The 14,601-nt window shown below is 65.0% G+C and carries 9 protein-coding genes; 4 read left to right on the forward strand and 5 right to left on the reverse strand.

Features of this window, described 5'->3' with window-relative positions; all coding sequences use genetic code 11:
- Positions 1 to 27 precede the first annotated feature (27 nt).
- The 3 genes from HMA55_RS00980 to HMA55_RS00990 all read right to left on the reverse strand — a co-directional run bounded on the left by HMA55_RS00980 (position 28) and on the right by HMA55_RS00990 (position 4,369).
- The gene (locus tag HMA55_RS00980) at positions 28 to 975 is read right to left on the reverse strand and encodes a hypothetical protein (protein ID WP_181191230.1); all 948 of its coding nucleotides are present in this window, start codon (positions 973 to 975) and stop codon (positions 28 to 30) included.
- 194 nt (positions 976 to 1,169) lie between these two features.
- Positions 1,170 to 3,422 carry a 5-methyltetrahydropteroyltriglutamate--homocysteine S-methyltransferase gene (metE, locus tag HMA55_RS00985; protein WP_181191231.1) on the reverse strand — a complete coding sequence of 751 codons (2,253 nt, stop codon included), beginning with the start codon at positions 3,420 to 3,422 and terminating at the stop codon, positions 1,170 to 1,172.
- A complete protein-coding gene (locus HMA55_RS00990) occupies positions 3,419 to 4,369 on the reverse strand; it encodes a methylenetetrahydrofolate reductase (protein ID WP_181191232.1) in 951 nt (316 codons plus the stop codon). Before HMA55_RS00990 ends, metE begins: the two co-directional genes overlap by 4 nt.
- 436 nt (positions 4,370 to 4,805) lie before the next feature.
- Between HMA55_RS00990 and HMA55_RS00995 the strand changes: the two genes are divergently transcribed.
- Positions 4,806 to 5,546 carry a hypothetical protein gene (locus HMA55_RS00995; RefSeq protein ID WP_181191233.1) on the forward strand — a complete coding sequence of 247 codons (741 nt, stop codon included), beginning with the start codon at positions 4,806 to 4,808 and terminating at the stop codon, positions 5,544 to 5,546.
- Here HMA55_RS00995 and HMA55_RS01000 read toward each other — a convergent pair whose 3' ends face one another.
- Positions 5,547 to 6,101: a TetR/AcrR family transcriptional regulator gene (locus HMA55_RS01000; protein ID WP_181191234.1), complete on the reverse strand. Its 555-nt coding sequence runs from the start codon at positions 6,099 to 6,101 to the stop codon at positions 5,547 to 5,549. It lies immediately after the preceding gene.
- A gap of 94 nt (positions 6,102 to 6,195) precedes the next feature.
- Between HMA55_RS01000 and HMA55_RS01005 the strand changes: the two genes are divergently transcribed.
- The 3 genes from HMA55_RS01005 to HMA55_RS01015 are packed head-to-tail and all read left to right on the forward strand — an operon-like array spanning position 6,196 to position 9,417.
- Positions 6,196 to 6,810 (forward strand): hypothetical protein, encoded by a 615-nt coding sequence (locus HMA55_RS01005; RefSeq protein ID WP_181191235.1) that lies wholly within the window; start codon positions 6,196 to 6,198, stop codon positions 6,808 to 6,810.
- A complete protein-coding gene (locus tag HMA55_RS01010) occupies positions 6,807 to 8,900 on the forward strand; it encodes a YhgE/Pip family protein (protein ID WP_181191236.1) in 2,094 nt (697 codons plus the stop codon). Before HMA55_RS01005 ends, HMA55_RS01010 begins: the two co-directional genes overlap by 4 nt.
- A 55-nt stretch (positions 8,901 to 8,955) precedes the next feature.
- A complete protein-coding gene (locus HMA55_RS01015; protein ID WP_181191237.1) occupies positions 8,956 to 9,417 on the forward strand; it encodes a hypothetical protein in 462 nt (153 codons plus the stop codon).
- Positions 9,418 to 9,737: 320 nt separating this feature from the next.
- Here HMA55_RS01015 and HMA55_RS01020 read toward each other — a convergent pair whose 3' ends face one another.
- Positions 9,738 to 14,489, reverse strand: a complete 4,752-nt coding sequence (locus tag HMA55_RS01020; RefSeq protein ID WP_181191238.1) for a hypothetical protein — start codon at positions 14,487 to 14,489, stop codon at positions 9,738 to 9,740.
- Positions 14,490 to 14,601: the final 112 nt, after the last annotated feature.

A 14,601-nucleotide genomic window follows, 5' to 3' on the forward strand; every position in this document is an offset into this window, starting at 1 on the left:
GACCGGAAAGGTCACGATATCGCCCCGCTAACCGGCCCTTCGAGCCCTCCAATGCACGCCGAATTGCGGTCGGTTGCGGGTGGCCTTCACCGTAGGCGGCCCAAGCACCTCTGAACGCTTTTTCGCTTCGACGATGCTTCGGACACAAGCGGCTTCGTCGTACAGCAGCTTCGACGCCCGGATGTGCTCGGTTTCATACAGCTGCTTACGGATCCAACTGTCTCGTTCGGCCTGCTCAAGGGCAGCGCCGGTGGGGTCGTTGGCCAGCTTTACGTCACCGTTGATCTCAATGACAAGCTGCCCCCACAGCAAGTCAGGACGCACAAATCGCCCAATCCACATCTGTTCTTGGGCGACAACCCCGAGCTCACGGAGGATCACACGCGCCAGCGACTCGTAGGGGGATTCCGAAAGCGTAGAGCACCACTCGAGTGCTTTACGAGCGTGCGCTATTCCTTTCTTCCGCTCCAGGCGCCTGATTGTCGCCTCGAGCTCAAGTCGAATTTGGCGTTGTTCGTCGAAGTTTTTGCGGTAGAACAGCGAATCCATCGCGACGACTCCATGACGCACCCCGTGCAGCCGTGCGACGTCCACAGCTGTACGCACCCGGTTGGTTAGACGGACCGTGTCATCGCTGCCATCCGGGGTAAACACCTGCATGTCCATCCCGGGAAGCGGCATCCAGAGATACTCGACCCCCTGTGGCCACTGGTTCTTGCTCGGCGGCCGTTGCCCAGGGTTTGCCAGGCTTACCGGGGCATCCTCGATGGGCAGCGTCCATAACCCCCAGACCATTGCGGCCGAGCGCCCGACCAACACCGACTGCTGCGCCGCGGCACCGGCCGAATACGCGCGGAGGAACTCGCGCTCATGGTTCTTCAGCTCGTCCCACACCTCAATGGGGATGTACTTGTTTGCAGAAAGTTTCCTGCAGGGCTGCTTATCCGACTCCCCCGGCCGCACCAGCAACTTCACCAATGCTTGTCTGTCCACGTTTCCCCCCGATCCGTGTGTTCCGCCCATGCTAATCGACGAGCACCCCACGCGGAAGGCCCCAACAAAGTTCGAAAGGAAGAGTTCGAAAACAGTGCCAAAAACGGCCGTTTTCGAACTCTTCCCTTCGAAATCTGCGGGCGGGCCCGGGCCGGGGTCGGGGGGAGGCGCCGCGCCTACAGCCCGCCGACAACCTCATCTCGCGCGGCGACCAGGTTACGCAGCGAGGGCTCGACTTCCTTGTACCCGCGGGTCTTCAGGCCGCAGTCCGGGTTGACCCAGAGGCGCTCGGCGGGCACGTTGTCCAGCGCCGCGCGCAGCAGGCCTGCGATCTCCTCCTGGGACGGCACGCGCGGCGAGTGGATGTCCCACACGCCCGGGCCGATCTCGGAGTGGAAGGTCTCGTCGATGTCCTCGAGCAGCTCCATCTTGGAACGCGCCGCCTCGATGGAAGTGACATCGGCGTCCAGGCCGGCCACGGCGTCGATGATCTGGCCGAACTCGGAGTAGCACAGGTGGGTGTGGATCTGGGTCGCAGGCTTCGCCTGCAACGAGACCAACCTGAAGGCGCGAACGGCCCAGTCGAGGTAGGCGGCGCGGTTGTCGGCACGCAATGGCAGGAGCTCGCGCAGGGCGGGCTCGTCGATCTGGATGACCTTGATGCCGGCGTCCTCCAGGTCGCGGACCTCGTCGGCGAGCGCGAGCGCGATCTGGTCGGCGGAGACGGAAAGCGGCACGTCGTCGCGCTTGAAAGACCACGCGAGGATGGTCACCGGGCCGGTGAGCATGCCCTTGACCGGCTTGTCGGACAGGGACTGCGCGTAACGCGCCCACTCCACGGACATGGCCTCCGGGCGGGAGACGTCGCCAACCACGATCGGCGGACGGGTGCAGCGGGAGCCGTACGACTGGACCCAGCCGTTTTCGGTGACCACGAAGCCGTCGAGAAGCTCGGCGAAGTACTGCACCATGTCGTTGCGCTCGGCCTCGCCGTGGACCAGCACGTCCAGGCCGATCTCTTCCTGCAGCTCGATGACCTGCTTGATCTCCTGCTTCAGCGCCTCGGTGTACTGCTCGTCGGTGAGCACCCCCTCGCGGTGGTCGGCGCGGGCTTTGCGGATTTCCTGCGTCTGCGGGAAGGAGCCGATGGTGGTGATGGGCAGGGTGGGCAGGCCGAGTTCTTCGTGCTGGACCTTGATGCGCTCGCTAAACGACGGCTCACGCTTCACCTCGCCCTCCGGCAGCGCGGCCACGCGGTCCACCACGGCCTTGTTGTGGATGGTCTCGGACTCGGCGCGGGTGCGCACGGCGCGGTCGGACTGAGCGAACGCCTCCTTCGCACCCTCCTCGCCGGCCACGAGCGCCTGGATCTCCGCCAGCTTCTCGTCGGCGAAGGCCAGCCACGGGGCGACCTCGACCGGGATGTTGCGCTCGGCCTTCAGGGTGTGCGGCACGTGCTGCAGGGAGGTGGAGGTGGACACGGACACGTCGCGGTCGCCGAGGGACTCAAGCACGTCGGTGCGCTCGCGCAGGTTGGCGGTCCAGACGTTGCGGCCGTCGATCAGGCCCGCAACCAGGTGGGTGGACTCCGGGATCTGGGCGCGCACGCGCTCCGGGTAGCCGGAATCGGCCTCGAGCGTCCACGGGGACAGGTCCACGTGCAGGGCCTCCACGCCCAGCTCGCCCAGCACCGGCAGCGCCTCGCGGGCGGAGCCGTACGGGGTGGTCAGGTACACGTTCGGGCGGTCCTCGGAGGCCAGCAGCGTGGACCAGGCCTCGCGCAGGTAGTTGGCAATCTCCGCGTCCGGGGTGGACAGGTCCGCCACCACGGCGGGCTCTGCAACCTGGACCCACTCCACGCCGGCGTTCTTGAGTGCTGCGAAGACCTCACCGTAGGCGTCGATAAGCGAAGGCAACAGCGACCACTCGGCCGGCTTGGACAGGGCGATCAGGGTGACCGGGCCGACCAGGAACGGGCGGACCTTGTGGCCGGCCTCGGAGGCCTCCTCCACGATGCGCAGGACGCGCTCCGGGACGGCCTTGATCTCCTGGCCAGCAGCGATCTCCGGCACGAGGTAGTGGTAGTTGGTGTCGAACCACTTGGTCATCTCCAGCGGCACGCGGGTGTCGTTGCCGCGGGCGAGCGCGAACTCCTCGTCCAGGTCAACCCCGCCCGGCACGAGACCGACGGTGAGCGCGGTCTCCAGCACCTGGTCGTAGAGCGCCACGTCGGCGGGGATGGCGTAATCCTCGGTCAGGCCGAGGTCGCGCAGGTGGTTGTAGTTGTTCACGCGCAGGGCGCGGGAGGTGGAGCGGAACGTGTCGGCGTCGATGCGGCCCGCCCAGTAGCTCTCCAGCGCGCGCTTGAGCTCGCGGTTCGCGCCGATGCGGGGGTAGCCCTCGATGGTGGCTTTAGGGAAGGTGGTCATTGTTGTCCTTTATCTATTCCGATGCGGTCCAGAAAGTCCCGCGTGACGGCCAAGTTGTTGTGCGTGTACACGTGGAGGCCCCCGGTGCCGGCGTCCAGGATCTCGCGCGCCAGGTTGGCGGTGAGCTGCATGCCGGCCTCGTACTCGTCCTCAGCGTCGAGCAATTGCTTCTCGACGCCCTCCGGCACCTCCAGCCCCGACAACTCACCCATGCGCCTGACCCTTTTCAGCGAGGTCATGGGCATGATGCCGGGGATGAGCGGAATGCGCACGCCCGCCAGCCGCGCCACTTCCACGAACTCCAGGTAGTCCTGGGCCTCGAAGAAGAGCTGCGTGATGGCGAAGTCCGCGCCCAGGCGCTGCTTGGTCAGCAGCACGTCCAGGTCGTGGTCGGCGTTGCGCGATTCCGCGTGCCCTTTGGGATAGCAGGCCACGGACAGGGCCAGCTTGCCGGCGGCGAGGCGGAAGGCCTCCTCCTCCTGCACGTCCTGGATCAGGTTGAGCAGATCCGTGGCGTACTGGAGGTGGTCCGCCGGCAGGCCCGTCTCGGGCAGGTCTCCCCGCAGGGCGAGGAAGCCGCGCACGCCGGCGTCCATAAGCACCCGCACCCACTCGGCCATCTCATCGCGCGTGCCGGCGGTGCAGGCGAGGTGCGCGATGGTGCGAAGGTCGGTTGTTTCCGCGATGCGGGAGATGACGCCGGCGGTGCCCTCCAGCCACTCGCTGCGCCGCGAGCTGGTGACGGAGACGTAGTCCGGGTTGTACTCGGCCAGGCCCGCGATGAGCTGGTCCAGTTTCGCCGCGTCGTCCGTGGGGCGCGGCGGGATGATCTCGAAGCTCAGCGCGGTGCGCTGGCGTTTCGGGCGGGGGCGGCGGATCAGCGGCGCGCCCTCGCGGTCCAGCGGTGCCGAGGCGGAGACCCTGGTCGAAGAGGAGGCTTCGAACATGGCGGGACCTTTCTCGGCTGGGGATGTGTTCAGGTTGCACCGTGGTTAAACGGTGCCTTGAAACTTATTGAGGCCACGTTGCGGCCACAATACGCGAGTGGTTTCACGGTGTGTTTGCGCAGCTTATGGTGTTATTCGGCATGAATGTTAATCACGCAAAATGAACCGCTTGGTCCACTTTTGCGTAACGCTTGGTACACGCGGGGCGCTTGCGTTGCTGCTGCCCGCCGCCGCGCCGCTCCCCCTGCCCGCCGCCGCGCCCCATCCCCCATCCCGCGGATCCAGCTACAAGGATCCAGCTATTCCTCCCCAGGGGGCCGATTAGCTGGCTCCTACTAGCTGGATCCAGCGTCGCGGGGCAAGTCGCGCCGGCCGCTCCCCCTGCGGATTTCGCTACGCTGGGCCGCGCAACCACCCAAAACGGAAAGAGAACCCCATGAACCTCAAGAACATCGGCCTGATCGTCGCTGGCGCTAACCAGGTGCGCAACTTCCTGCGCGACCAGAACGACAAGCGCGAGCGTGACGTGTACCAGTCCCTCCTGGACAACCTCAAGGACGGCGACCTGGACGACGTCCACGACAAGTTTGACATCGGCGAGCTGGAAGAACTCTACGGCGCAGCCCGCGCCCACGCCGGCGACATCACCCGCGACGCGCACGACCGCCTGGACCGCCGCCGCGCCGCGTTTGCGGCCGCCGCCCCGAGCCGCAAGGAACGCCAGGAGTTCCTGGAGAAGCACGCCAAGACCGCGAAGAAGAAGGGCGGCTTTGGCAAGGTCGTGGGCACCACGCTGGTCACGGCGGCACTGGCGGGCGGCGCGTGGGCGGCCTGGGAGTTCTTCCTCAAGGACAAGCTCACCGGCAAGGACGAGGAGGGCGTGAAGACCTACCGCCCCGCCCCTACCCGCACGGAGACGGACCGCCAGGGCAACTCCACCGTCGTCTACTCCACCCGCACGGAGGACGACCGCGAGCGCGGGCGCCGCGAGGAGGGCATCGAGGGCGGCGTGTTCCCGGCGGACGGGCACTCTTCGCTTGACGACGCGACCTCCGGCTCCTCCCGCGCCACCTCCGAGGACCTCGGCGGCGAGGGCCTGACCACCCTGGACACCCTGGCGGACGATCAGCGCAAGGCCACGCACGGCCGCCACGAGCTGAACGAGGACACCAAGTAGTTAGGCCGTCGCGCGCCACCCCGCCATGAGGTGGCGCACTAACCGGTCCCGCACGTCCGGGAACTTCGCCGCCAGCGGTGCGGCCAGCGGACGGGTGGCCACGATGAGCTCGGTGGCGAGCTGCATGGGCGACTGTCCGGGGGCGATGATGCCGTGGGGGGCGGCGGCGTCGATAAGCAACTGCACTTTGTCCATGAAGGCGTCGCGGCGCTCCACAACCGCCTCGGCGGTGCCGTCGGCGGCCAGGGCGGCGGCGAGGACGCCCACGCCGTGTTCGACGAGCGTCCACACGAAGGCCTCGAAGCGCCCGGCGGGATCGGCGTCGAAGCCGTCGAGTGTGCCGTCGAGGAGGGTTTCGATGTGGTCGAGGAAGACGATCGCGCAGGCGTCGTAGAGCGTGGCGCGTGTGGGGAAGTGCCGGTAGAGGGTGGCGATGCCCACGCCGGCGTCGGCGGCGATGCCTTCGAGCGTGATCTCGGAGTTGGGGCGGGTGCCGATTTGGGCGAGCGCGGCGGCGATGATTTGGTCGCGTTTGGCACGGGCGTCTGCGCGCATCTGTGTCCTCCCCCGTTTGGGTTTGACAGTGGCTCTTTTCCGGAGCACCATATCACGAGTTAAGTGATAGTCCACCCTACGGTTAAGGGACCGCATGACCCCCATACTCAGCACCCAAGACCTCGTGCTCCGCAAGGGCGACACCCCGGAGACGTTCGATCTCGGCCGGGGGCTGACCCTGCTGAACACGCGGCGAGAATCCGATTCGACCCTGCTCAGCCTCGCGCTGGCAGGGCGTTTCAACCCGCACAGCGGCACCGTCCTCATCGACGGCGAGGAGACAACCACCCGCCAGCGCTTCAAGCAGGTTGCGCTCGCAGGCGTGACGGAGATCGACGGCCTGGACCGCCTGGTGCGCATCCGCGACGTGATGCGGGAGCAGATCGCGTGGTCGCAGGGCTTTTTCGCCCGCACCCCGCACAAGGCCGAGGCGATCAAGTCGCACCCGCATGTGGAGAAGTGGCTGGAACCGCTACAGCTCGAAGGCATTGACTTAACGGCGCAGGTCGGCGACATCGGGCCGACCGACCGCTTCCGGCTTCGCGTGCTGCTCGCGCTGATTTCGCGGCCGGACGCGAAGCTTCTGGTCGTGGACGATGTAGATCAGGTGCGCAAGATGGACATCCGGCGCACGCTGCTGGACGACCTGCGCGGTGTGGCGGTCCACCTGCCCGTCATGGTGAACACGGTGAATGAGGAGGGGCTATGAGCGGCCTGCACATTGGATCCGACTTCCGCAAATTCGCGCACGGCAAGCTTCCGCCGCTTGCCATCATCGCGATTTGCCTGTTGCCGCTGCTCTTCGGCGGCCTGTTCGTGTGGTCCTACTGGGACCCGCTGGGCAACCTGTACAAGCTGCCGGTGGCGCTGGTCAACTCCGACGAAGGCGAGAACGGCCAGGAGGTTGTGGACGAGCTACTGGAGCAGCACCCCCTGGATTTCAAGGTGGTCAGCGCCGAGGAGGCCAAGAAAGGCATCGCCGACGGCACCTACTACCTGGGCATGGAGATCCCCACGGACTTCTCCGAGGCCGTGACCAGTGTGCAGGACGATGACCCCCATGCGGCCAAGATCAACATCACCTTGAACGAAACCAACGGCTTCATCCCCACCATGCTGGGCGACAAGGCTGCTGAGGCGATCACGAATGCGGTGTCGAACTCGGTGGGTGCGAAGGTGGTCGACCAGTTATTCGTGGGCATCAACACGCTTTCCGACGGCGTGCACAAGGCCGCAGACGGCGCGGAGCAGCTGGACGAGGGCGCCAACACTGCCCACGACGGCTCCGAGAAGCTCAACGAGGGCGGCACCAAGCTCAACGGCGGCATCCAGCAGCTCAACGACAAAGTCCAGCAGCTACCGGACGCGGTGACCAAACTCGACGGCGGTGTGACCCGCCTGCACGACGGCGCGAAGCAGCTCAACGACGGCCTGGGCACCGCCTCCAGCGGCGCCGACCAGCTCTCCAACGGCATGGTGAAGCTGCAGGAGGGTACGCAGCAGCTTGGCGACGGCGCTTCGCAGATCGCCGGCGGCGTGGACAAGATCGCCGGATTCGCGGGCAAGATCAACGAGCTGCAGGCCGCGTTGGACGACATCAACGCGAACCTGAACAACGTGATCGCGGACCTGGACCGCTCCCCCATCCCGGGCTCCACGCAGCTGGCGGATCAGGCGCGCGGGGTGCAGCTGCAGCTCAACGCCGGTCCCCTGCAGGCGGTGACGCAGAACGACCTGGTGGGCCAGCTCATGCAGCTGCAGGCCGGCGCCCACAAGCTGGCCACCGAGCTCTCAGACCCGACGGCGCAGTACCGCAGCGGCGTGGACCAGGCCACCGCGGCCTCCAAGACGCTGGCAGACGGCCTGAAGCGCCTGCAGGACGGCTCCGGCACCCTGCTTGCCGGTGTGACCACGCTGAAGGACGGCACCGGCAAGTTGGTGGTGGCGGCCAACACGGCCACCGACGCCACCTCCAAGCTGGCGGCCGGCTCCAACCAGCTGGTGGTGGGCCTCGGCGACCTCAATGACGGCCTGGTCAAGCTCTCCGACGGCACCGGCGAGCTCTCCATGAGCCTGGCCGACGGCGCCGAAAAAGCCCCGAGCTGGGAGGGCCAACGCCTGGACAAGGCCATCGACGCCGCCGCGGAGCCCGTGCGCACCCAACACGTCGGCGACGGCGTGACCTTCTTCGGCAAGGGCCTAAGCCCCTTCTTCCTGTCGCTGTCCCTGTGGTTTGGCGTGCTGATTATGTACATGATCATGCCGCCGTTTAGCCGCCGCGCCATCGACTCCGGCACGAACCCCCTGCGTGTGCTGCTGTACACGATGATCCCGTCCTTCATCATCGGCTTCGTGCAGTCTGTGGCCCTCTGGGTGATGCAGGTGCTCATCCTGGACGTGGAGCCGACGCACCCGCTGGCCTTGTTCGGCGTGCTGGTGTTCGTCTCCTGGGTGTTCGTGGCCGCCATCCTGGCGCTGAACACGGCGCTCGGCCCCGCGCCCGGCCGCCTTGCCACCATGGCGCTGATGTCGCTGCAGCTGGTGGCGTCCAACGGACTCTACCCGCCAGAGGTCCAGCCCAGATTCATCCAGTGGGTGCACAGCTGGGACCCCATGCGGTACTCCGTGGACCTGATGCGGTACTCCCTCTTCGGCACCCTGTCCTACGACCCCCGCATGTGGACCGCCATCACCGTCCTGCTCTTCGTGGGCGCAGCGTCTATAGCCATCTCGTGCGTGGCGTTGCGGGCCCGCCGGGTCCTGCGGCTGCAGCACCTCCACCCCGAACTGACGGTTTAGCTCTACCATGGGCGGGGTAGCAATCTTCCGCACGAACCCGAAAAGGATCCCGCTCATGTTCAACCCGCTCAACCTGATTCCGTCCGGCCTGTTTACCAAGCAGGACAAGGTGGACCTGCGTCTCTCCTCCGCCGCGCTGCGCATCCCCACTGGCGCGTACATCCTCAACGCCGGCCTGGGCAAGTTCCAGGTGGATAAGGAGGGCGCTGAGGGCCTGCGCGACATGGCTGTGGACGGCGTTCCGCCGCTCGGCCAGATCGACGCCGAGACGTTCGCCACCGGCCTCGCCTCCGCCGAGACCGCCCTCGGTGTGGCGCTGCTGTGCCCGCTGATCCCGAACCGCCTTGCAGGCCTCGGCCTCACCGCGTTCGGTGCCGGCCTGCTCAGCATGTACTTCGGCGGCGACCAGTACACCGAGGACGACGGCATCCGCCCCTCCGACGCTGGCAAGGCCATTGCGAAGGACGCTTGGCTCGTCGGCGCCGGCATCGCGCTTGCCGCTCTGCCAAAGAAGTAAGCTCACTACTCCCCCACCCCGTGCGCGTTTTGCAGCGTGCGTGGGGTTTTCGTTTTTCCTGGCGTAGCTCCTCAGGTTCCCACGGGTACGGTGCGGGCTCGCTGCCTCGGGGCCTTGGCGGTGACGCCGTCGTGATCGCGGCGGTAGATGCTTACTCCGGGATGCTTATTCCTCGGGACTGTTGTGGTGTGTGGCCAGTGGTTCGTCGAGAAGTAGGCATCCTGGGGTAAGCATCCTCCCGCAGAAACTCAAATTCCCCCTCGACGGGGCAAGAGATATGCCCACCAGGGGGGCCTGGTGGGCATTAGCTCTTCGGGGGATTACTTCTCCTTGGAGGAGGAGCCGCTTGCCGAGCCCCCAGCGTTCCCCTCAGCCTCTTCGCCGGCCTTGGGGGCCTCGGAGGTCTTGCCGGAGGAGCCATTCATCAGCGTCTCGTTGCCGGTTGCCTTGCCCAGCATGTAGGAGGATGTGTACTCCTCCGCACCGCAGGCACGCATGACGCCGTCGACTGCCAGCAGACCCAGCGAGATCGCAGCCAGTGCGCCGGCTGCGAGGCCGATGGCCTGCGGGTTGTCGATGGCAAACGCGCCCTGGATACCGGCTGCGCGCTGGGCGCGATCCTCGTCATAGATGCCCAAGCCGCGCTGAATCTGGGTGTTCGCCTCCTGGATCGCAGCGTTGATCTGCGCGGAGACGTGCTCCAGACCCGGGATCTGCACCTGCGACAGGATGCCGACCGGGATGGCCAGCAGCAGCGGGGCGGACAGGCCCACGATGCCGGCGATGCATTCGCCGTCGAGCTCTGCGGAAGAGCCCTTCTGCTCGGTCTGGGTGTTGATGTTCAGCTCGCCACCCATGCTCACCTCGACGGTGATCGTGCCCGGCTTGTAGGCCTGGTTTCCTTCCGCATCGATGAGCAGGTACTCAACCGGGATACCGCAATCGCCCGGCTTCACGGTTTCGCCCTTGGCCTGCTTGTCGGCGATGCACTGCTTCGCCTTTGCAATGGCCTCCGGCGTGCCCTGCAGGGTGACGCCCTCTGCCGTCGGGATCTTGGTCACATCACCGCTGATGATGGCCATGTCCTTGACACCCTGCTTGAACTCGACGTTCACAGCACCGGACTCGGTGTTGTTGTTGATGGTGATGCCAGGCAGATCCTTGTTGCCGCCAGCCGTTGCGCCCTCGGCGGAAACGGCGCCCTCCGGAACAACGGTGAACAGGATGTTGCGGACCACGTCGCCGTTGGTGTTGTGCTCCTCAACGCGGACCTTCTTGCCCGCGGTGCCCGGCTTTGCGGTGATTGCGAGCTCGCCGTTCTCGGTGGAGTAGTCCACGTGCTCAGCGCCGGAGACGACCACGAAAGTGTTCTGCGCAGACAGCTGCGGGAACTTGCGGGTCTGGCCCTCGATCAGGTAATCGCGGACGTCGCGGGTCTGCGAGACCTTGCCCTGGGTGATGTTGATGCGGTAACGGTTGATCTCGTTGCCGTTCTTGTCGTATTCAACGACGAGGCCCTTGTTGCCGGCAGCGTCGGCCTTCGGCTTGAGCACCCACTGGCCGTTGCGGTCCTGCGGCGCCTCGAAGAATCGGGCGCCTTCCACAACCTGGAAAGTGTTCTCCTGCTTCACCATGGTTGCTACGAACTCGGCGTTGGTGGACACCGTGTACTCGCGGCCGCCGACCTGCGGGTCGGTGATGTCCAGCTCGTAGATGGCCCAAACGCCACGCTTGTCCTTGACCTCGATGACAGCCTTACCGGTCTTGCTGTTCTTGCCGGTAATGGTGAGGTTGTTCTCGCCTTCCTTGACGTTGATCAGATCCTCGCCCTCGAGAACCTTGAACGTGTCCGGGTACTCCTTGTCCTGGTTGAAGACCACCTCAGCGATGGCGTTCCAGGACATGGAGCGCTTGATCGGGGTGACGTTGGCGTCGCGGCCCGGGGTCACGTTGATGGCGTAGCGCTCGAAGAGATAGCCCTCGTCGTTGCGGTTCTCAATGACCAGGGTGCCTTCAGCCTCGCGCTTGAGATCCAGGCTCAGCTCCTTGACGCCCTTCGGGGTCTCATCGCCTTCCTTGACTGCGTCCTCCGGCAGCGTTTCGCCGTCCTTGAGCGCGATGAGGTCCTTACCCTCAACGATGGACAGGTTGGAGCCAGCCAGGTCGAGCACGTTGTCGGAGGTGACGTTGTAGTTGATCTCGCGGATCTGCGGCTCACCAACGTTGTAGATGAAGGTGCTGATGTGGTCCGGAGCCTTGTCGTCGCCGCGCTGCTGGTACTCCTTCACCACAACCTTGCCGGTCTTACCCGGCTTGAAGTGCAGCTCCCACGCACCGTTGTCACCCATGGTGGAGCGATCGGTGTCGATGAGGTCCTCGCCCTCGACGACCTCGAGGATGTTCCCCTTCAGGCCCTGCTCAGCGTCCTCCTCGATGCCGCGGAAGATGCGGACGATGGAGCGGTCCACAACGTTCGTCTCGTTCTCTACGACCTTGATCTGGCCGGTCCAGTCACGCGGCGGCGCAACGTTGATGGTCCAGATAGCGACCAGCTGGCCGTCCTTCTCCTTGACGTGGACAATCGCAGTGCCGTACGCCTCGTCGTCGAGCGGACGCGCGTTGAGGTGCTTGCCGTCCTTGTGCGTGAACTCCTCGAGGGTGATGACGTCCTTGCCCTCGACGATCTCGTAGGTCCAGCCGTCCTTGATGTCGATCTGCGCGTGCTCGTTCGGCAGGTTCTCGATCGAGTCGTTGCGCAGCGTCGGGCCACCGTTCGGGTCCTTGACAATCTCAAGGGTGTAGTTGTACTCCACACCGTTGTCGTCGGTGAAGACGATCTTCACCTCGCCGGTCTCGCCCTTCTTCGGCTTGACCAGCCAGTTGGTCCCGTCCTCGCTCTGCGTGATGTCGACCTTGCCCTCGCCGGAGACGATCGTGTAGGTGCCGCCGCGGCGCTCGATGATGGAGGTGGAGGTGTCCAGGATCTGGCGGGTCACGTCGAACTTGGAGGTGGTGGTCTCGACGGTGACGATGTTCTCGCGAATGTCGCCACTCTCTTCGGTGACACGAACGATGACGTTGCCGCGGAACGTCGGATCCTTGACGTCGACGGTGACCTTGTTCTCATCGTCGCGAACCTCAACCTGGCTCGGGGTGATCTCGAGCGGGTTCCCGTCCTTGTCCACGAAGAAGTAGTCGAAGGTGTCCTTCGTGTTCTTCGGGATAACGCGGACACGGTCGTTGCTGCCCGGGTTGATCGTGTAGAAGAAGTTGTTGACCTTGACCTTCGTGGCGGTCTCAACGTTGACAACGTCGCTGACCTTCACGCGGTAGATGTACTGGTTGCCCTGGGCATCGGTGATGAGGATCTCAACCTCGCCCTCGCCCTTGAAGTCCGGCTTCGGAGTGATCTTCAGCTTGCCCTCGTCGGTGCGCTCAACGATGACAATGTCGCCACCCTTGATGATCTCGAAGGTCCAGGAATCGCCCAGGTTGCCCGGCAGCTCGATTTCCTTAGACTTCTCGCCCTGAGCAAAGCCCGCGAAGTTGTAGTACTCGCGAACTTCCTTGACGGACTCGTACACCTTCTCGCTGAAGTAGTTCTCGTTGTGGACAACGGTCGTGGTTGCGACCTCCGGAGCCGGGGTGACCGTCTTGGTCAGCACCGAGGTGGTGGCCGGCTGGGTCTCAACCGTGGTCTTGACCGGAGTGGTCTTCACGGTCTCAACAACGGTGGACGGCTCGCGGGTGACGGTCTTCGTCTCAGCGGTCACGGTCTCGGTGACAGTGGTCGGCTGGCCCGGGGTCTTCACAACGGTGGTGTAAGCGCCGGGGGTCTCGGTCACAGTCTTGGTCACCGGGGTGCCGTTGACTGTGGTCTTCACGGTGGAGGTGATCGGGTCCGGGGTGATGGTCTTGGTGACCTCACGGCCCGGGGTGGTCACGCGGGTGGTGACGTAGCTGTCCGGCTCGGTGGAGGTCACGGTCGTGACTACCGGCGGGAACTTCTTCACATTGGTGAAGGTCGTGGTCTCGTTGGTGGAGGTCTCGGTCACCGTACGCGGGGGCTGCGTCGTGGTGTAGGTGACGGTGCGCGGCGGTAGCACGTTGGTCTCGGTGACCGTGGTCTTCGGGTAGGTCACGGTCGTGGTGACGTTCTTCGGCGGCTGCTCGACGGTGCGGGTAACTGTCTGCGGCGGCAGGGTGATGGTCTGCGTGGTCTGGGTTGCCGGCGGGGTCACCCACTCGGTGATCTGGCCGTCCCACTTCGGCTTCTCCGGGTTCAGACCCGGCTGCTCGATCGGCACGATGCGCTGGAACGTCTTGGTGCGGTTCACACGCACGGAGAAGTTGTAGTTCTTCGGCACCAGGATGGTGACATACTCGCCGTTGGAGTACTGCTCACGGAACTGCTTGATCTTATTTTCGTTCGGCACAATGCGGTAACGCGGGGCGCCGGAGCCCGCGTCGACGACGCGGAAGCCAGTGATCTGCTCGAAGACTGCGTTAGTGACCACAGGGGTGGTGCCAGACTCGCGCTCGCCAAGATCGGACAGCTCGCGCTGACCCTTGTAAATTGCCTCGCGGACAGCGTTCAGGGCGCCGAGGTCGTTGCCCAGCAGAGCGCGAAGTGCGATTTCGTCGGTCTTAATCGCCTGAATGCGCTGCAGCGAGGTATCACCCTTGGCGTATGCAGCGTAGTCCGCCTGCAGCTTCATCGTCGCGTTGATAGCACCGAGGCGAACTTCCTCGCTGATGCCGTAACCGTCGCCGACACGGCCGGATGCGCCAGTAAGCTTGCGCGGCTCGTAACCGGCGGTCGGGTCGTTCCAACCGTTGCCCAGACCCCAGTCAACGCACCAGCCCGGGCCGAGGGTGGTCGGCAGCAGGTTGATGGACCAGTCGCTACCCTCCGACTTCTTTGCGTTCATGTACGCCGCAAGTTCGTCGTTGTTCAGCTTCTGGTATGCGTTCACGGTCAAGAAAGGGTCGTCGCCCACAGCTGCAGACGCAGACGGCGCTACAGCAGCCACCGAGCCAAGTACGGCAGTGGTGGAAATAAGCGCAGTCATGACGCGCTTCTTAAGAGTTGCGTTCTTCAACGGCTTCATTCCTTACAAGTCGGAGGAGATAATCGAAGCAGCCTTGAGATCACCTGAACACGGATCTCCAAACTGATAACTA

The organism is Corynebacterium wankanglinii (genome assembly GCF_013601005.1).
In the GTDB taxonomy this organism is placed as follows: Bacteria; Actinomycetota; Actinomycetes; order Mycobacteriales; family Mycobacteriaceae; genus Corynebacterium; species Corynebacterium wankanglinii.

Coding starts and splice junctions, on each gene's coding strand:
- metE (WP_181191231.1), bottom strand. CDS start 3,422: ATGACCACCTTCCCTAAAGCCACCATCGAGGGCTACCCCCGCATCGGC.
- HMA55_RS00990 (WP_181191232.1), bottom strand. CDS start 4,369: ATGTTCGAAGCCTCCTCTTCGACCAGGGTCTCCGCCTCGGCACCGCTG.
- HMA55_RS00995 (WP_181191233.1), top strand. CDS start 4,806: ATGAACCTCAAGAACATCGGCCTGATCGTCGCTGGCGCTAACCAGGTG.
- HMA55_RS01000 (WP_181191234.1), bottom strand. CDS start 6,101: ATGCGCGCAGACGCCCGTGCCAAACGCGACCAAATCATCGCCGCCGCG.
- HMA55_RS01005 (WP_181191235.1), top strand. CDS start 6,196: ATGACCCCCATACTCAGCACCCAAGACCTCGTGCTCCGCAAGGGCGAC.
- HMA55_RS01010 (WP_181191236.1), top strand. CDS start 6,807: ATGAGCGGCCTGCACATTGGATCCGACTTCCGCAAATTCGCGCACGGC.
- HMA55_RS01015 (WP_181191237.1), top strand. CDS start 8,956: ATGTTCAACCCGCTCAACCTGATTCCGTCCGGCCTGTTTACCAAGCAG.
- HMA55_RS01020 (WP_181191238.1), bottom strand. CDS start 14,489: ATGACTGCGCTTATTTCCACCACTGCCGTACTTGGCTCGGTGGCTGCT.